The following is an 18,253-nucleotide window of genomic DNA, read 5'->3' on the forward strand; positions in this document are numbered from 1 at the left end:
TGCCGGACGAGAGGACGTAAACCCCAGGGCCTCAGAGCCTGTTCCGAACGGTGTCGGCGGTCTGCACGTCGTCACCGTCCCCGAACTCCGGCTCTTTAAGGCCCTTTTGATGCCCGAACGACGCCTCGCCACTGTTGTTCAGTATTCAAAATCCTCATCACAGGACACTCCAGGCCTGCCCTGTTACGCTGGACGCGTGATCATCTCCAGCATCAGGTCTGGCAGAGAGCAAGCAGGTAGCGCCTTGCTCTGAGGGAGTCCCCCATGAGGACAATGATCAGCTTTCTTGCAGCGCCGGCCCTCGCCATCGCCCTGTGTGGGACCACGAATGCACCATCGGCGGAACGCGCTCCCGGGGTGTCGAAGCAATCCGAGGCGGCTGTGGTTCAAGTGCTGGGGGATATCGGCTCCGGTAGTGGATTTTTCTATGACGCCACCCAGGGCCTCATTGCCACTACTGCGTCTACTGTCGCGGGGCAGAACAGCTTGTCCGTGGTGGTACCGGGCCAGCAACCCGTATCTGCCCAGATACTGGGCAGTGACCTTTGCCAAGATCTTGCCGTGCTCAAACTCCCATCCCCGCCGAGCGGATTGACCGGGCTGTCATTCGGAGACAGTGACGAGGTGTTTGCCGGGGATGCCCTCACATCTCTCGGCTACCCTGACGCAGGGAAAAGTGGAGCGAAGGTAGTGGCGATCCCCGGCGAAGCAGCGGATGAGCCACTCGGGGATTACACACCGGCTCCGTCGAGTCCGGACTACCCTTCCTTGGTCTACCATTCTGCGGCCGTAAAGGGCGGGGACATTGGCGGGCCAGTACTCAACAGCGATGGGGACGTGGTCGGCATCAATACGGGGGCCTGGGTGGAAGAAGAAGGCCAGTTGGCTCTGGCGATAAGCAGTAACCAGGCGAAGTCCGAGCTCCCTGACCTGGCTGCAGGGCAAGTGAAGAACGATCCCGGTTGGTGGCTCCTGGCCGTGTCGGATCCGGGTCTCCCTAACGATCCTTCCGTCAGCAGCATCAAGCAGCCCGTACAGAATGCGCAGAAGCGTCTTCAAGACGAAGGAATCGATGGCCTTTTCATCGGTGCGGTGCGTGCGGACTCACCGGCCGGCAAGGCGAACCTTCAACAGGGAGCCGTGATTACCACGGTCAACGGAGAAGGTGTGTCTTCGTTCTCCGAACTGTGTAATGTCCTCGATCCGGCATCACCTGGCGAAAAACTGAGCCTGGAAGGCGTTTATTCAGGAGTCGGCGCAGCCGGGCACGCGTTCGGTGATACATGGAGCGCCGAGCTGTCACTGGAAGGCACGCCCTAAGAGCCTGGTGCCGGACGGCTGTCCAGCGGCTTCGTCGCCGTAGCCGCCTTCATGATCTGCTTTCGTCGACTGGCGCTCCTCCAAGGCGTTCGCCTCACAGCTCGGTCACCTTGCCGTCGGCCACCTCGACGCGGCGCGTGGTGTGGACCGCGTCGAGCATGCGGCGGTCGTGGGTGACCAGGAGCAGGGTTCCCGTGTAGGTGTCGAGGGCCGATTCCAACTGCTCGATGGCCGGCAGGTCCAGGTGGTTGGTCGGCTCGTCCAGGACCAGCAGGTTCACGCCACGGCCTTGGAGCAGGGCGAGGGCGGCGCGGGTGCGTTCGCCCGGCGAGAGGGACGTCGCGGAGCGCGTCACGTGGTGGGCCTTGAGGCCGAACTTGGCGAGCAGGGTGCGTACGTCGGCCGGCTCGGTGTCGGGTACGGCCGCGCAGAAGGCGTCCAGCAGGGATTCCTGCCCGTGGAAGAGCCGGCGGGCCTGGTCTACCTCCCCGACGACGACGCCCGAACCGAGCGATGCGTGCCCGGCGTCCAGCGGGAGGCGGCCGAGGAGCGCGGCCAGCAAGGTCGACTTGCCCGCGCCGTTGGCGCCGGTGATGGCGACCCGGTCGGCCCAGTCGATCTGGAGCGAGGCGGGGCCGAAGCGGAAGTCGCCTCGGAGGGCCTCGGCGTCGCGCAGGGTCGCCACGACCGCGCCGGAGCGCGGGGCGGCGGCGATCTCCATCCGCAGCTCCCACTCCTTGCGGGGCTCGTCGACGACGTCGAGCCGCTCGATCATGCGCTGGGTCTGCCGGGCCTTGGCGGCCTGCTTCTCGCTCGCCTCGCTGCGGAACTTGCGGCCGATCTTGTCGTTGTCGTTGCCGGCCTTGCGGCGGGCGTTCTTGACGCCCTTGTCCATCCAGGAGCGCTGCATCTGGGCGCGGCCTTCGAGGGCGGCCTTCTTGTCGGCGAACTCCTCGTACTCCTCGCGGGCGTGCCGGCGGGCGGTCTCCCGCTCCTCCAGATACGCCTCGTAACCGCCTCCGTAGAGCCGGATCTGCTGCTGCGCCAGGTCCAGTTCGAGGACCTTCGTCACGGTACGGGCGAGGAACTCGCGGTCGTGGCTGATGACGACCGTCCCGGCGCGCAGCCCCTGGACGAAGCGTTCCAGGCGCTCCAGGCCGTCCAGGTCGAGGTCGTTCGTCGGCTCGTCGAGCAGGAACACGTCGTAGCGGGACAGCAGCAGGGAGGCGAGACCCGCGCGGGCGGCCTGGCCGCCGGACAGGGACGTCATCGGCCGGTCGAGCCCGACGGTCAGGCCGAGGGAACCGGCCACCTCCTCGGCGCGCTCGTCGAGGTCGGCGCCGCCCAGGTTCAGCCAGCGCTCCAGGGCGGTGGCGTACGCGTCGTCGGCGCCGGGCGTGCCGTCGACCAGGCCCTGCGTGGCCTCGTCCATCTCGACCTGGGCGGCGGCCACCCCGGTGCGGCGGGCGAGGAAGCCGCGCACGGTCTCGCCCTCGCGGCGCTCCGGCTCCTGCGGGAGGTGGCCGACGGTAGCGGTGGGCGGCGACAGGCGCAGCTCCCCGTGCTCGGGCGTGTCCAGCCCGGCGAGGAGCCGCAGCAGGGTGGACTTGCCGGCGCCGTTCACGCCGACGAGGCCGATCACGTCGCCGGGTGCGACGACGAGGTCGAGGCCGGAGAAGAGGGAACGTTCGCCGTGGCCGGCGGCGAGGTCCTTGGCGACGAGGGTGGCAGTCATCAGGGGGTCGATCCTAGGCGGTCACCGCCGCGACGATCACGCCGCCCATGGTGCGGGCCACCAGGTACGACCGTCCCCTGACCGTCCGGGCGTCCAGCGGTATCCGGTGCGCGCCCGGCTCCAATAAGCCGTCGAACAGCTCCTGGGTGCGGGTGCGGCGCAGGCGGTCCAGCCGGTACGCCACGACCTGGACGCGGCAGGTGGATCCGACCTCCACCGTCGCCTCGCCGCCGGTTACCGCCAGGCCGGTCAGACGTCGCCGGTCCGGCGGCGTGCGGTCCAGGGCCTGTTCGATCTGTGCGACGAGCAGGGGGATGATGGGCGCGAGCCCGTCGACGTACGCGACGTCCGCGTCCGCCCGGTCGAACGCCTCTCTCACCGCCGCGCGCCGCTCCTCCCCCACCGCCCGGCCGAACGCCACCGCTCCGTACGCCCGCAGCTCCTCGGGCGGTACGGCGACGGCGTCCTCGGCGATGTCGGCACCGATGCCGATGGTGCGCAGCGCGGCGGCGAGCCTGGCGAGGACGGCGACGCGGGCGCCGATCAGCAGGACGCGGCGGCGGGCGGGAGCGCTCGGGAGGAGGCGTTCCAGCTCGGTGCGGTACTGGTCGCCACGGAAGCGGAACGGGCCTATGCCGTGGTAGCCGTTCAGCTCCAGGTCGGCGGACTCGTCCGTCTGCCAGGCGAAGTCCCGCCAGACGACGTCGTCGCCGTCCCGCTCGATCACGGCCGTGACCGCGCCGCACCCGAGGCTCTCGCACTCGGGGCAGCCGTAGATCACGTACCTGCCGCCGGGAAGGGGTGCTTCGGCGTCCAGCATCATGCGGCGCACGTGGTCGGTGAAGATGGCGGGCGGTACGTCGGAGGCGAGCGGGGACACGGCGTCGAGGTCGGAGAGCTGGTGGAGGAGTGGACGGCCGTCGACGACGAAGTCGAGGAAGTCGCGGTGCGCCTGATACACGCCCTTGGTGAGGACGCCGCCGGCCCTGATCGCGGGCGCGAGGGCGAAGGACACGTACGCGTGACCGCGCGCCGCGTCGTGTGCTTGGGCGCTCTGTTGGGCGCGGTCCCGGGCGGGCTTGTGGGCGGGTTCCTGGGCGGGTCCCGGCGCGGGTCCCGGCGCGGGTCCCTGGGCGGGTCCCTGGGCGGGTCCCTGGGCGGGTGCCTGGGCGCGTGCGCGCTCGCGTTCTCGGTGGTGTACTCGGTCGCTTTCTCTGTCGTGCTCGTGCTCGGGAGGCATGCCGGGTGTATTCCCGCCCGGCGCCCCTCCGCTACCGTCCCGGCATGAGCGGTGACGTGATCGTGGTGGGTGGCGGGGTCATCGGGCTGACGACGGCCCTCACCCTGGCGGAGCGCGGCCTGCGCGTGCGCGTGTGGACGCGTGACGCGCCTGGTGACACCACCTCCGCGGTGGCGGGCGCGCTGTGGTGGCCGTACCGCATCGAGCCCGTGGAGCGGGTCGGCGCCTGGGCGCTGGCGTCACTGCGCGTGTACGAGCGGCTCGCCGGCGAACCGGAGGCGACCGGCGTACGCATGGTGGCGGGCGTCCACGCGGACACGGAGCTGAGCGCGCTCGGTACGTGGGCGGGCGAGGTGCCGGGGCTGCGGCAGCTCCCGTCGGGTGGTCTGGCCGCCCGACTGCCGCTGATCGACATGCCGGTCCACCTGGCGTGGCTGCGGGCGCGGCTGGAGGCGGCGGGCGGGGTCGTCGAGACGCGGGCGGTGTCGTCCTTCACGGAGGCGCCGGCCCCGGTGGTGGTCAACTGCGCGGGGCTGGGCGCGCGGGACCTCGTACCGGACCCGGGGGTGCGGCCGGTGCGCGGCCAGCTCGTCCTGGTGGAGAACCCGGGCGTGGCGGAGTGGTTCGTCGCGGCGGACGCCTCGGCGAGCACCGCGACGTACTTCTTCCCGCAGCCGGGCCGGCTGGTCCTTGGCGGTACGGCGGAGGAGGACGACTGGCGTACCGAACCGGACGCGGGGACGGCCGCCGCGATCGTGGCGCGGTGCGCGCGCGTCCGCCCCGAGATCGGCCGCGCCCGCGTGCTGGGGCACCGCGCGGGGCTCCGCCCGGTGCGCTCGGCGGGTGTCCGGCTCGGTGCGGAGCCCTTGGCGGCCGGCGGCGTGCTGGTCCACAACTACGGCCACGGCGGCGCGGGCGTGACCGTCGCGTGGGGCTGCGCGGAGGAGGCGGCACGGCTGGTCACCGGGTGATCCCGGCGACCCGGCTCACCCCTGGTACTCGGTGAGGTCGATGGCGTGGACGTGCAGCGGAACGCCGTGCACCGGGTGGGTCGTCTCGCGCTCCGGCACCATGCCGAGCTTGCGCATGACGTTCTCGGCGGCGTCGTTCCCCAGCCGGGCGATGCCCACGACCCGGTCCAGGCCACGGTCCTGGAGCGCGAACTCCAGCACGGCGTGGGCGGCCTCGGAGGCGTACCCCTGGCCCCAGAACGGACGGCCGAGACGGAAGACGAGCTCGACGGCCGGCAGCACCTCGGGCAGGTACTCGGGTACGGACAGGCCCGCGAAACCGATCAGCTCCCCCGAGGCGAGGAGCTCGACGGCGAAGAGCCCGAAGCCCTCCTCGTCCCACTCCTCCTCCCACCGCTCGATGTCCTCGGCCGTCCCCTCCAGGTCACGGACCGAACCGTCGCCGATCCAGCGCATGACCTCGGGATCCGCGTCGATGTCGGCCATGGGGACGAGGTCGTCGTCGTGCCAGCGGCGCAGGAGGAGTCGGGGAGTGAGGATCTCGGTCATGCCGCCATCCTCGCCGATGGAGGCCTCGCGACGTGAATCGGCCACACTCCCCGGGCCGGGTCCCCCGCTCCCCGTCAGGCGGGGGGTTCGCCGGTGTCGCGGTCCCGGTCCTTGTCCCGTTCCTCGTCCTTGGCCGGGCCGATGCGGATCTCGAACTCGCCCGCGTACTTCTCGTGGCCCGCGATCACGGCTTCCTCCACGGCCTCCTCGGCGAGTTCCCCACGGACGATCAGCGGGTCCTGGCGGAGGTCCCGCATGAGGGAGAGGCACATGCCGACCATCACCAGGACGAACGGGGCCGCGACGAGGATCGTCAGGTGTTGCAGGCCCGCGAGGGCGTCGCCCTTGCCCTCGCCGACGAGCAGCATCACGGCCGCCACGCCACCGGTCACCACGCCCCAGAAGATGACGACGAACCGGGCGGGTTCGAAGGTGCCCTTCTGGGAGAGGGTGCCCATCACGATGGAGGCGGCGTCGGCGCCGGAGATGAAGAAGATGCCGACCAGGATCATCACGAGCAGGCTCATGACGCCGGCGATCGGGAACTCCTGGAGTACGCCGAAGAGCTGGGCCTCCGGCGTGGTCGCGCCCCCGAGGTCGCCGCGCTCCCTCAGGTGCATGGACGTACCGCCGAAGATGGCGAACCAGATGAGGCTCACGGTGCTCGGCACGAGGATGACGCCGCCGACGAACTGTCGGATCGTCCGGCCCCGGCTGATGCGGGCGATGAACATGCCGACGAACGGCGTCCAGGAGATCCACCACGCCCAGTAGAAGACCGTCCAGCTACTCAGCCAGTCGGCGACGTCACCGCCGCCGGTGGCCGCCTCGGTGCGGCCGGCCAACTGCCACAGCTCGTCGAAGTAGGAGGCGAGGGAGGTGGGGATCAGGTCCAGGACGAGGATGGTGGGGCCGGCGACGAAGACGAACAGGGCGAGCACGACGGCCAGCACCATGTTGGTGTTGGAGAGCCACTGGATGCCCCGCTCGACACCCGAGACGGCGGAGAAGACGAAGCACACCGTCAGCACGCCGATGATGCTGACGAGCAGTCCGGTCCCGGCCCTGTCCAGCCACCCCACCTCGTGCATACCGCTGCCGATCTGGAGCGCGCCGAGGCCCAGGGAGGTGGCGGAGCCGAAGAGCGTGGCGAAGATCGCCAGGATGTCGATCACCCGGCCGGGTACGCCGTCGGCGCGCTTCTTGCCGATGAGCGGCTCGAAGACGGCGCTGATCGTCTGCCGCCTCCGGCGCCGGAAGGTGCTGTACGCGATGGCCAGGCCGACCACCGCGTAAATCGCCCAGGGGTGCAGGGTCCAGTGGAAGAGCGTGGTGGCGAGCGCCGTCTGCATGGCGTCCGCCGAGTCGGCGGGGTCGGTGCCCGGTGGTGGGGTGGTGTAGTGCGCGAGGGGTTCGCTGACGCCGTAGAACATCAGGCCGATGCCCATGCCGGCGCTGAACATCATGGCGACCCAGGAGACGGTGCGGAACTCCGGCTTCTCGTGCTCCTGGCCCAGTTGGATCCGTCCGTACCGGCTGATGGCGAGCCAGAGGGCGAAGACGACGAAGCCCGAGGCGGCCAGGACGAACGCCCAGCCGCCGTTGTGCATCAGGCCGTTCAGCATGGAGTCGGAGACGCTCTCCAGCGACTTGGTGGCGGAGGCGCCCCAGATCACGAAGGCCAGGGTGAGCACGGCCGTCACGCCGAACACCAGTCGGTCGGTGACGGGCGGCTTGTCCTCGTGCGGGTGGCGGCCGGGGAGGGCCGCCTTCACCGGCAGCCGCATCCGTTGCCCCGGTTTGCGTTGCTCCTGAGACACAGGCGGCACCTTTCGCGATCATGGCCTGATTCCGCTTTAACTACCCCCTACCACGCCAGGCACACCTGTTTCGGTATCAACAGGCGTCGACCGGTGCCCCATCTGTGAGGCGATAGGCCGCCCGTGTGTCGAGGAGCAGCGGCACGAGGGCGCGCTGCGACTGCCGCAGGGGTACGAGGGCGCCGTCGCCGTTCACCCGGGCGACCACGCCGTGCAGCGCCAGTTCGTCCTTGACGTTGCCGTACTGAGCGGGGGTCAGGCGGTAGCCGCAGGGCGGGTCCTGGAGGGTTTCGGCGGGCTCCGGCGGGTCGTTGTCGGCGCCGCCCAGGTGGACCGGGCCACGGTCGCGCAGGCCTTCGAGCCGGGCCGTGGTGGTGGCCGCCTCGATGGTGCCGCGCCGGTCGCCGACGTACCCGAACAGCCCGTCGAGGGCGGCGAGCTGGCTGTCGACGCGGCGCCGGTTGTTGAGGGCCGGGTCCTTCTTCTCCTCGTCCGTGAGGGCGTCGACGCGGGTCTCGACGAGGAGGCCCACGGAGTGCTTGACGCCCGCCGTGTTGCGGAGGATGCGTTCCTGGCCGTCGCCCGCGACCTGCTTGACGGGCTCCCCGGTGACGGGGTCGGTCCAGATGCCGTAGACGCCGCTGTCGAAACCGGCCCGTTCGGCGGCGGGGCGGACGTAGGACTCGGAGAGGGTGTGCGCCTCGTCGTGGACGTGCTCGTCGGTGTTGGGGTTGCGCGGCCAGAGGGAGAGGAGGTCCTTGTCGTAGTAGGGCGGGGTGGCGCCGTACTCGTGCAGGTCGTAGACGACGTCGGGCCGGTGGTCGCGGATCACGGCGGCCAGGGCGCGGCCCTCGGCGGTCTTGAGGGCGATGTGGTCGCGGTTGATGTCGACGCCGTCGGCGTTGCCCCGGGTGTCGGCGGCGCGGCCGTCGGGGTTGGCGGTGGGGACGACGAGGACGGTCGTCCGGGCCAGGAAGCGGAGGGTTTCGCGGTCGTCGGCGTACGCGAGGTCGCGGACGGTCGACAGGCAGGCCTCGCGGCCGGACGGTTCGTCGCCGTGCTGGCTGCAGATGAGGAGCACGGTGTTGGTGCTGGGGGCGGTGGAGACGCGGACGAGCTGGAGGGGCCTGCCCTGCCGGGTGGTGCCGATCCGGGTCGTCGACACGCGGTCGCTCGCCCGGTCGACGGCGGTGAGGAATCGTTGCTCCTCGGCCTGGCTCGTCCAGCGGGCGCCGTCGCTGGTCTCGAAGCCGGTGCGGGGCGGCGGGGCGGGCGAGGCCTGGGCGGGGGCGGTGATCAGCGGGAGGGCGAGGGCGGCGGCGGTGACGGTCACGGCGAGGGCGCGGACGCGTGCGGCGCGTGGGGTCATCGGGTGCTGCCTCCGGGGATCGGCGGGACGGGGCGCGGGGCGGTGACGCCGGCCTGCGGGGCGGTGCGCGGGGCAGCCGGGTGCACGGTACCGGTGGTGGCGCGGAGGAAGGCGGGGGCGCCGCCGACGAGCGGGAGCCTGGCGGAGGTGCGGGTGAGGTCGAGGGTGAGTGTGGGCCTGCTCGCCGGAGGGTCGATGAGGTACTGGTCGGTGCCGGCGACGATGAGGGCGAGGCGGTGGCCGGCCGGGACGACGTGGTCGGTGGCGGCGAGGTCCAGGGTGATGGTGTGGGCCTTGCCGGGTGTCAGGGGGCGGCCCTGGTGCGCGTCGGCCCAGTTGCCGAGGTCGGCCCAGCCCCGGCTGAAGACGGTGAAGCCGACGTCGGTGGTCTTGGCCTTCGTCTCCTTGAAGCAGGCACTGTCGCCGGTGGTGCTCGCGCCCCAGCAGGTCCGTTCGGTGAGGGTGGTGATGCCTTCGCCGGCGGCGCCGTAGTCGCGGATGGTGTCGGGGCCGAGGTCGACGAGGACCGCTGTCAGATGCGCGCTGGTGGTGTTCGGGGTGGCGGTGACGGTGACCGTGGAGGAGCCCGAGAGCCGCAGGTCCCGGGTCAGGGGACGGGAGATGAAGCCCGCCTTGGCAGGCGTGGAGGCGTCGACGTGCGCCGCCCAGTCCAGCTCGTCCAGGTTCGGGTCGTCGGTGAACGTCTCCGTCGCGCCGGGCCGGGCCGGGGCGAGGCCGAGGGTGCCCACGCCGGGCGCCGCGCCCGTGCCGGGGCGGAGCGTGGTGGTGGCCGTGGCGCGCGGCGGCCAGACGCGGTCGGTGGTCCACCGGTCGGGGGAGCGCTCGATGTCGGCCATCGGCTCGCGGTCGACGCCGTTGTCGTAGCCGAGCAGGTAGTGGTCGAACCAGCGGTGCAGGGTGCGTACCCAGTCGGCGCGGCGGAAGTCGAAGGGGTCGACGTGCCCGGTCTGGGAGAGCCAGATCTTGCGCTCCACGCCGTGCTCGGCGAGGGCGTCCCACCACTGGCCGAAGTGCTTGGCGCGGACGTTGAGGTCCTGCTGCCCGTGCACCACGAAGACGCTGGCCTTCACCTTGTGCGCGTCCTTGACGTAGTCGCGTTCGTCCCACAGCGGCGTCCAGTCCCCGGTGCGCGGCGCGTCGTCGACGAGGCGCTGCTGGACGTGGCCGCAGCGGGCGCGGGCGTCGGGGCTGTTGACGTAGTTCGAGAGCCAGTCGGGGCCGGAGTCGTACAGCGGGGCGCCCTTGGCGAAGTAGTAGTCGTACCAGGAGGAGATGGCGCCGATCGGGACGATGGTCTTCAGGCCCTCGACGCCGGTCGCGGCGACGCCGTTGGCGACGGTGCCGTCCCAGCTCTTGCCGATCATGCCGGTGTCGCCGGTGGACCAGCCGGTCGCTCGGGCGCGTTCGGTGCCGGTACGGGTGGTGTAGCCGCGGCCCCGGCCGTTCAGCCAGTCGACGACGGCCTTGGCGGACTGGATGTCGGAGCGGCCGCCGACGTCGTCGCAGCCGTCCGAGCGGCTGGTTCCGGCCAGATCGACGGCGACGAAGGCGTAGCCGCGCGGCACGAAGTAGTTGTCGTAGTACAGCGGGAACTGGACGGGGTTGCCGTCCGCGTCGTACGTCTTCTTCTGGCTCTCGTTGCCGCGCCCGCAGCAGGCGTAGTAGGGGCTGGCGTCCATGATCACGGGGACCTTGCGGCCGCGCTGTGCGGCCTCGCGCGGCCGGACGATGTCGACGGCGACCCGGTCGGTCCGGCCGTCGCGGTCGCCGTCGAGGCCGGTGTCGACCCAGACGGACTCGCGGACGGCGTTGTCGTACGAGTAGATCGGTCGGGACTCGCGGGCGGGAGCGCTGGTCGCGCTCGCCTGCGGCACCAGAGCGGCCATCAGGGCGGCTGTGGCCGCGCCCACGAGGGCTCTGCTCGACATGGGGGTTCTCCGCGCACGTATCGGCATGGCAGCGGAAGGTACACGGGTCAACTCCCGTACGACAGAGGGCAGTACGGGGAGGAATGCGGCAACAGGGCCGACGCGGACGATGGTCGTTCATGTCGGCCAAATGGCGATCGTGTGACAGGTGGGGCCATGGACATGACTGGGGCGCGAGGGGCTGAATAGCCTTCAAGGGATCTTCCGTCCATACGACTTGGAGAGCTTGACGTGCACCGCAGACTGATCGTCCCGAGCGCACTCGCGGCCTCGCTGCTGCTGGCGATCCCGGCATCGGCGGCCGACTACGTACCCGGCGCGCCGGGCATCGGCGACCCCTACTACCCGGCCAGCGGCAACGGCGGATACGACGTGTCGCACTACGACCTGCGCCTGAAGTACCAGCCGAAGACGGACCTGCTGGAGGGTACGGCGACGGTCATCGCCACCACCACGCAGAACCTGTCGCGGTTCAACCTGGACCTCGGCCTCAAGGTCAGCGAGGTGCGGGTGAACGGCAAGAAGGCGAAGTTCACCGCCACCGGCGATCACGAGCTGGAGGTCACCCCGGCCGCTCCGCTGGAGAAGAACCGGGCGATATCGGTTGTCGTACGGTACGCGGGCAAGCCGTCCGAGCTGAAGATCGGCGGCTGGACCGCCTGGCACCGCACCCCCGACGGCGGCGTCGCGGCGCAGGAGCCGGACTCGGCCGTGTGGTGGTTCCCGTCCAACGACCACCCGCTGGACAAGGCGACGTTCGACATATCGGTCTCCGTGCCGGACGGGACGCAGGCCATCAGCAACGGCGTGCTCCAGTCGCAGTCGTCGCGGCTGGGCTGGACGCGCTTCAACTGGCGTTCCAACAAGCCGCAGGCGACGTACCTCGCCACGCTCGCCGTCGGCAAGTTCGACATCACGACGGACAAGACCGACAAGGGCCTGCCCGTCCTCAACGCGTACAGCAAGGACCTCGGCGACAACGCGGGCGCGGCACGGGCCAGCATCGAGCGCACGGCCGAGGTCGCGGAGTGGCTGGAGGAGGTCTTCGGGCCGTACCCCTTCAACGCGCTCGGCGGTTACGTCCCCAATGTGACCAGCGGTTACGCGCTGGAGACGCAGACGCGGCCGTTCTACAGCCCGCGCCAGTTCGCGAACGGCTCGAACGTCTCGGTGGTCGTGCACGAGCTGGCGCACCAGTGGTACGGCGACAGCGTGTCGGTCGACGGCTGGAAGGACATCTGGATCAACGAGGGCTTCGCCCGCTACAGCCAGTGGCTGTGGTCGGAGAAGGAGGGCGAGGGCGCGGCACAGGAGCTGGCGGACTACGTGTACGCCACGCGGGCGGCCGACGACCCGTTCTGGACGGTCAAGCCGGGCGACCCGGGCCCGGACAAGCAGTTCGACATCGCCGTGTACGACCGGGGCGCGCTGGCCCTCCAGGCGCTGCGGAACGAGATCGGTGACGAGGACTTCTTCGCCATCCTGAAGGGCTGGCCGACCGAGCACGCGTACGGCAACGCCAAGGTGTCCGACTTCGTGAAGTACGCCGAGCGCGTCTCGGGCAAGCCGCTCGCGGGGCTCTTCGACACCTGGCTGTACCAGCCGTCGAAGCCGGCCGCCCCGGCGGCCGCCGAGTCGCGGATCGCGCGCTCGGAGGCGGCGCGCTCGCAGTCGGCGGCGAAGCCCGCCCAGCCGAAGTCGTGGAAGAAGATCGCCGCGACGAACACGATCCACGACCACGATCACTGATCGTTGTGCGGGAACGCCGCCGCCCCTCGCGTCCGGGGCGGCGGCGTTCCCGTAACGACTGAAGAGAGCGCTCTCAGAAGATCGGCCGACCGGCTACCCTGCTCCTGTACACAGGTTTCGCCGCGCCGCCGAGGAGCACCCTTGTCCCCCATGCCCGATCCGGCCCCCGGCTCCCGCCCCACCCTGGAGGCCGTCGCGGCCCGCGCCGGGGTCTCGCGGGCGACGGTCTCGCGCGTCGTGAACGGCGGCGCGGGGGTCCGCCGGCCACTGGTGGAGAAGGTGCGCCGGGCGGTCGAGGAGCTGGGTTACATCCCGAACCACGCGGCCCGCACCCTGGTGACCCGGCGCAACGGCGCGGTGGCCGTGATCATCGCGGAGCCGGAGTTCCGGGTGTTCTCCGACCCCTTCTTCGAGCAGCAGGTGCGGGGCATCAGCCGCGAGCTCACCGCGCACGACTCCCAGCTCGTGCTGCTGTGGGTGGAGGGGCCCGGCGAGTACGACCGGATCGCCCGGTACCTGGGCGGCGGCCATGTCGACGGCGCGCTCGCCTTCTCCGTGCACAACGACGACGAGCTGCCCTCCATCATCCGGCGGGCGCAGGTGCCGGCGGTGTTCGGCGGGCGGCCCGGCTGGCCGGGGGCGACGACCGGCCTCACGGTGCCGTACGTCGACTGCGACAACCGGGGCGGCGCCCGGGAGGCCGTACGGCACCTGCTGTCGCTGGGCCGTGAGCGCGTCGCGCACATCGCCGGGCCGCCCGACCAGACGTCCGCCATGGACCGGATCGACGGCTACCGGGACGTCCTGCTGGACGCCGGCCCCGGGCTGATCGCCCAGGGCGACTTCACGGAGGAGAGCGGGGCCCGCGCGATGGCGGAGCTGCTGGGCCGGCGGCCCGACCTGGACGCCGTGTTCGCCGCCAACGACCTGATGGCGTCCGGGGCGCTGCGCGTGCTGCGCGAGCGCGGCCTGCGGGTGCCCGAGGACGTGGCGCTGGTGGGCTTCGACGACATGACGTCCATCGCCGAGGCCACCGACCCGCCGCTGACCACGGTCCGCCAGGACATCGAGGGCATGGGCCGGCTGATGGTCCGGCTGCTGATGCGCGTCCTGAACGCGCAAGAGACCGAGCCCGGAGCGGGCAGCGCCCCGGGCTCGGTGATCACTCCTACGGAACTGGTGCGGCGCGCTTCGGCCTAGGCGTACGGGATGACCAGGACGGAACGGTCCGTGCCCGTCTGGAGCTTCCCCGTGCCGTTGCCGATCGCGTGCCACACCTCCAGGCGTACGGTGCCGCCCTTGAGGTCGCCCAGCGCACCGGTCGCCGACTTCAGCCCGCGCGCCTGGTTGTACTCCTCCCAGCCGGTCACCGGGTCGGTGGCGAAGTAGTGGTACGTCTCCGTCCGCTCGAACGTCCCGTCACCGGTCAGGTCGTAACTGACCCGGGCCTGCTGTCCGAGCCCGACCGTGGTCCCGGCGTCGACCTGGAGCCGGAAGGCGGTGGCGCCGCCCGCCTTCAGCGTGCCGCTGACGCCCCTGGCCTCGTACACCAGCGGCTGGTGCGGGGTGCCGTCGTGGTTGGCGCCGCCCGCCGAGGCGATGGTGTCGCTGCCCGCCGCCGCGCCGGTCGCCGTGGTCAGCGTGCCGCCGGTGCGGAGCTGGAAGGTGTCGCCGGTGGACGGTCCCGGGTCGCTCCCGGTGCCGCTGCCGGTCGCCGTCGAACGCGCCGGGACGGTGAGCTTCGCGCCGTCCGAGAAGGTCACGGTCCGGGCGGTGGAGCCGTGGTTGTGCGCCGCGTACGTCCGTACCGTGCCCTTGGTGAAGACGGCCGAGGTGGGGATGTCACCGGTGACGGTCGCGTCGGGCGCCCCGAGGGCGTCCAGTGTGCCGATCCAGTGGTAGGTGTGCGCCTTGGACTCGCCCGCCTCCGGGGTGTACGCGGCGTGGCCCGCGTCCCACTTCGCCTTGGCGGCGCCGGGGTCGGCCAGCGACTGGAACTCCCACAGGATGTCGCGCCATTCGACGGCCGGGCCGCCGTTCTCCCGCTCCATCTCGGCGATGTTGCGGCGGATGGCGGCCTTCTCGCCACCCAGGTGCAGCGAACCGCCGGTCACCGGAAGGACGTTGATGCCGTGGATCTCCTCCGGGTTGGCGGTCCACCAGGTGGCGTAGGCGGCGCCGCTCCCCCACACCATGCCGGCCGTGTCGTGCCCGAAGGAGGACGGGAAGACCTGCTGGTCGGCGTCGAACCAGTACTGCGCGATCGCCTCCGACTCGGTCGTCAGCAGGTATACGCCCAGGTCACGCAGCGCGGTGTCGCCCGTCGCGGACCCCCACAGCACGAGCCCCGCACTGAGGTTGGTCGACTCGGACGACGACTCCTGGTTGTTGCCGGCCGCGAAGCCCTGGTGGCCGGAGGCCCAGCTATGACCGGCGTACACGTCGAAGCCGCGCAGGAAGGGGAAGGCGGTGTCGGTGCGGCTGGGGTTGGCGGCGTCCCGGACGAGGGTCTTGACCATGCCGCCCCACGCGGAGTCGGCGGCCCAGGCCGGGTCGTACTGGGCGACGATCGCGGCCGCGTAGACGTAGTACGAGTAGTGGAAGTGGTGGTCGTTGAGCTCGGTGTCGCTGCCGTACGAGGCGGGATAGCCGGTCAGCGTCTTCCAGGCCCTGTCGTAGGAGAACTCGTTCGCGCCGCCTGCCGTGAACCAGTCCTGGAGCCGCCCCTTGAGCAGGCCGAGCAGCTTGTCACGGGTCGCGGTCTCGCCGATCTGGTCCGCCAGGGGCACGAGTTGCGCGAGGCGGCCGAGGGCCTTGCCGGTCCAGTACGTGTCGGTGGCGCCGGAGAACGGGTCGGGGGCGTTCGCGGCCTCGGCCAGGTAGCCGCGCAACCGGGCCGGGTCGACTCCGGAGGACTTCGGCAGCCCGGGCAGCACGGCGGCGGCCCGCTGGCTGGTGGTGAACGTGGCGGACTCGCGGACCTTCATGGTGCCGCGCGGTGAGACGTAGGTGTACGGGGTGAGCGCGTCCGTGGTGTTGAGCCACTGGTGCCGGTAGAGGGCCTGGAGGGTGCCGGTCTGGGTGCCCTCCTGGGGCTGGGTGGTGACGGTGTAGGTGGCCCTGACCGTTCCTCCGGTGGAGCTCCAGGCGACCTTGGAGCCGGTGACGAAGCTGTAGGCGTACTTCCGGTACGTGGTCAGCGCGTCCGGCGAGGGCAGGACGGCGAGCGAGAAGTAGTCCTTTCCGCCGAGCCCGGCCGTGAGGGTGGAGCCGGAGACGGTCCAGTCGGTGCCGGTGGGGGCGAAGAGGGCGTAGTGGTGGCCCGCGACGGTGATGCCGAGGACGTTGCCCTGGTCGGCGAAGACGGTGGGGGCGCTCGCCGTGGTGATCCGGGCGTCGCCGCCGCTGCCCTTGGCGTACACGAACGGTGAGCCGTGGCCGATGGTCGTGCGCAGCGTGCGGGCGCCGTCCGACCAGTAGGGGGTGACGGTCCAGTCCGACCAGGCGTCGGCCTTGGTGTCCGGCGAGTTGAGGCCGGTGAGCCCCAGGGTGAGGTCGCGCTTGTGGGCGTACTCGTACTGTCTGCCCTCGCCGACGATCGCGGGGGTGGTCGGGTAACCGATGTCGAGGCCGGCGGCGGTGGCCTGGTAGGTGAGCGGGTGGCCGTACATGGGGGTGGACCAGGGGTTGTCGCCGTACCGCTGGAAGGCGAGCGAGGACCACCAGTCGTTGGTGGGCACCGGCTTGCCCTGGGCGGCGGGGGTGAGCTTGGGCGTGACGGGGGTGCCGGTGTTGGTGGTGGGGCCCGAGGTTCCGGGGGGACGGGTGTCGGAGTAGCTGCCGGCTCCGACGGGGACGGTGGCGGCCACGGCGGGGGTGGTGGTGGTCGCGGTGAGGCCGAGCGCGGCCAGGGCGGTGGCGAGGAACAGGGCGGCTGGTCGGGTGCGGGGGGTTGGCATGTCGGCACCTCGAAGTGATGGCGGGAGAGCGCTGCGAGAGCGCTCTCAGGTGCCCAGGAACGTAAAACTCCTGAAACATGGCTGTCAATACGGGTGACACGCCTGGAAGTTACCGGGGCGGACGGCCGTTACGCGTTCGAGTCTTGACGGGGAGAGGGCGCTCGGGGCACGCTCCAGACGCATGTTCTGAGAGCGCTCTCAGATAGCTCTCGCCCCCTGCTCCCCCGCCGAAGCCAAGGAGGCTTCCCATGCCCATCGCCCGAGCCGCCAGAAGGGCCGCCGTCCGAGTCGGTGCGGTCGCGCTCACCGGGGCCCTGCTCGCCGCCTGCGGATCCGGCGCCTCGGACGAGGCGTCGGACGGCACGGTGACGCTCACCGTCGACCTCTTCGGCTCCTTCGGCTACAAGGAGGCCGGGCTCTACGCCGAGTACGAGAAGCTGCACCCCGGGGTCAAGATCAAGCAGACGGACACGGAGGACGAACAGGACTACTGGAAGTCCCTCCAGACCCGGCTCGCCGGCGGTGGCGGGCTCGCCGACGTCCAGGCGATCGAGGTGGGCCGCATCGCCTCGGTCACCCAGCAGCAGGCGGACAAGTTCGAGGACCTCACCAGGTACGGCGCCGACAAGCTGAAGAACGAGTTCGCCGAGGCCAAGTGGTCGGCGGCCACGACCAAGGACGGCCGGGTGCTGGGCCTCGGCACGGACGTCGGGCCCGAGGCCATGTGCTACCGCACCGACCTGTTCAAGCAGGCCGGGCTGCCCACCGACCGGGCCGAACTGGCGAAGAAGTGGGCCACCTGGGACGGCTACCTGGAGCTCGGCAAGCAGTACAAGGCCAAGGCCCCCGCCAAGAGCGCCTGGCTGGACAGCGTGGGCAGCCTCTTCACGATCATGATCGGGCAGGAGAAGGAGCGGTACTACGACGCCTCCGGCAAGCTCATCTACGAGTCGAACCCGGCCGTCAAGACCGCCTGGGACACCGCCACGCGGGCTGCGGAGGACGGCCTGAGCGCCAAGCTCGACCAGTGGTCCCCGCAGTGGAACCAGGCCTTCGCCGCCGGGTCGTTCGCCACGATCCCCTGCCCCGCGTGGATGCTCGGGTACATCAAGGGCCAGGCGGGTGAGGCCGGCAAGGGCAAGTGGGACATCGCCCGACTGCCGGGCGGCGCGGGCAACTGGGGCGGCTCGTACCTGAGCGTCCCGCGCGCGGCCAAGCACAAGAAGGAGGCGTACGAGCTGATCCAGTGGCTCACGGCACCGGAGCAGCAGGCCAGGCTCTTCGAGAAGCAGGGCAACTTCCCCTCCTCCACGGGCGCCATCGCCAAGGTCGCCGACGCCAAGGACCCGTACTTCTCGGGCGCCCCGATCGGCCAGATCTTCGGCGACGCCGCCAAGGCCGCCCCGGTCCAGGTGCTGGGCGTCCACGACAAGAACGTGGCCGACCAGATCACCAACGCCCTCAGCGAGGTCGAGCGGAAGGGCACGTCACCGGACAAGGCGTGGTCCAACGCCAAGAAGGGCGTCGAAAACGTCACGGGCTGACGCCCTCTCCGTGGTCGCCTGTGCGGGCGGCGGCGCCCTCGGGGTCGC

12 protein-coding genes are annotated in these 18,253 nt (G+C 71.0%); 5 read left to right on the forward strand and 7 right to left on the reverse strand.

Translation table 11 applies throughout. The features are described 5' to 3' along the window. Nucleotides 1-264 precede the first annotated feature (264 nt). Nucleotides 265-1,320 carry a S1C family serine protease gene (locus AB0J57_RS03260; protein WP_366126185.1) on the forward strand — a complete coding sequence of 352 codons (1,056 nt, stop codon included), beginning with the start codon at nucleotides 265-267 and terminating at the stop codon, nucleotides 1,318-1,320. 94 nt (nucleotides 1,321-1,414) lie between these two features. Here AB0J57_RS03260 and AB0J57_RS03265 read toward each other — a convergent pair whose 3' ends face one another. Beyond that, complete coding sequence (locus tag AB0J57_RS03265; protein ID WP_366126186.1) at nucleotides 1,415-3,055, reverse strand: ABC-F family ATP-binding cassette domain-containing protein; 1,641 nt, start codon at nucleotides 3,053-3,055, stop codon at nucleotides 1,415-1,417. A 13-nt stretch (nucleotides 3,056-3,068) separates the two neighbouring features. Further along, entirely contained in the window at nucleotides 3,069-4,070 is a 1,002-nt protein-coding gene (locus AB0J57_RS03270; protein WP_366126187.1) for an oxidoreductase, read from the reverse strand. Nucleotides 4,071-4,339: 269 nt separating this feature from the next. Here AB0J57_RS03270 and AB0J57_RS03275 point away from each other — a divergent pair, with 269 nt between their 5' ends. Then, entirely contained in the window at nucleotides 4,340-5,266 is a 927-nt protein-coding gene (locus tag AB0J57_RS03275; RefSeq protein WP_366126188.1) for an FAD-dependent oxidoreductase, read from the forward strand. A 15-nt stretch (nucleotides 5,267-5,281) separates the two neighbouring features. Here the strand turns inward: AB0J57_RS03275 and AB0J57_RS03280 are convergent, their stop codons facing one another. From AB0J57_RS03280 to AB0J57_RS03295, 4 genes are all read right to left on the reverse strand, one after another. After that, nucleotides 5,282-5,815 (reverse strand): GNAT family N-acetyltransferase, encoded by a 534-nt coding sequence (locus AB0J57_RS03280; protein WP_366126189.1) that lies wholly within the window; start codon nucleotides 5,813-5,815, stop codon nucleotides 5,282-5,284. A 74-nt stretch (nucleotides 5,816-5,889) separates the two neighbouring features. Further along, nucleotides 5,890-7,602, reverse strand: a complete 1,713-nt coding sequence (locus tag AB0J57_RS03285; RefSeq protein WP_366126464.1) for a BCCT family transporter — start codon at nucleotides 7,600-7,602, stop codon at nucleotides 5,890-5,892. 109 nt (nucleotides 7,603-7,711) lie between these two features. Further along, on the reverse strand, nucleotides 7,712-9,004 hold the full coding sequence (locus AB0J57_RS03290; RefSeq protein WP_366126190.1) for a M14 family metallocarboxypeptidase: 1,293 nt from the start codon (nucleotides 9,002-9,004) through the stop codon (nucleotides 7,712-7,714). After that, on the reverse strand, nucleotides 9,001-10,980 hold the full coding sequence (locus tag AB0J57_RS03295; protein ID WP_366126191.1) for a Xaa-Pro dipeptidyl-peptidase: 1,980 nt from the start codon (nucleotides 10,978-10,980) through the stop codon (nucleotides 9,001-9,003). Before AB0J57_RS03295 ends, AB0J57_RS03290 begins: the two co-directional genes overlap by 4 nt. A gap of 204 nt (nucleotides 10,981-11,184) precedes the next feature. Here AB0J57_RS03295 and AB0J57_RS03300 point away from each other — a divergent pair, with 204 nt between their 5' ends. Both AB0J57_RS03300 and AB0J57_RS03305 read left to right on the forward strand, forming a co-directional pair. Next, nucleotides 11,185-12,702, forward strand: coding sequence for a M1 family metallopeptidase (locus AB0J57_RS03300; protein WP_366126192.1), 1,518 nt, complete (start codon nucleotides 11,185-11,187; stop codon nucleotides 12,700-12,702). A gap of 150 nt (nucleotides 12,703-12,852) precedes the next feature. Further along, nucleotides 12,853-13,902, forward strand: coding sequence for a LacI family DNA-binding transcriptional regulator (locus AB0J57_RS03305; protein ID WP_366126193.1), 1,050 nt, complete (start codon nucleotides 12,853-12,855; stop codon nucleotides 13,900-13,902). Here AB0J57_RS03305 and AB0J57_RS03310 read toward each other — a convergent pair. After that, nucleotides 13,899-16,661 (reverse strand): glycosyl hydrolase, encoded by a 2,763-nt coding sequence (locus AB0J57_RS03310; protein ID WP_366126194.1) that lies wholly within the window; start codon nucleotides 16,659-16,661, stop codon nucleotides 13,899-13,901. The genes AB0J57_RS03305 and AB0J57_RS03310 overlap by 4 nt on opposite strands. A gap of 248 nt (nucleotides 16,662-16,909) precedes the next feature. Between AB0J57_RS03310 and AB0J57_RS03315 the strand changes: the two genes are divergently transcribed. After that, nucleotides 16,910-18,205: an extracellular solute-binding protein gene (locus tag AB0J57_RS03315; protein ID WP_366126195.1), complete on the forward strand. Its 1,296-nt coding sequence runs from the start codon at nucleotides 16,910-16,912 to the stop codon at nucleotides 18,203-18,205. The last annotated feature ends 48 nt before the right edge of the window (nucleotides 18,206-18,253 follow it).

Origin of the sequence: Streptomyces sp. NPDC049837 (assembly GCF_040674455.1) — a bacterium.
Lineage (GTDB): Bacteria > Actinomycetota > Actinomycetes > Streptomycetales > Streptomycetaceae > Streptomyces.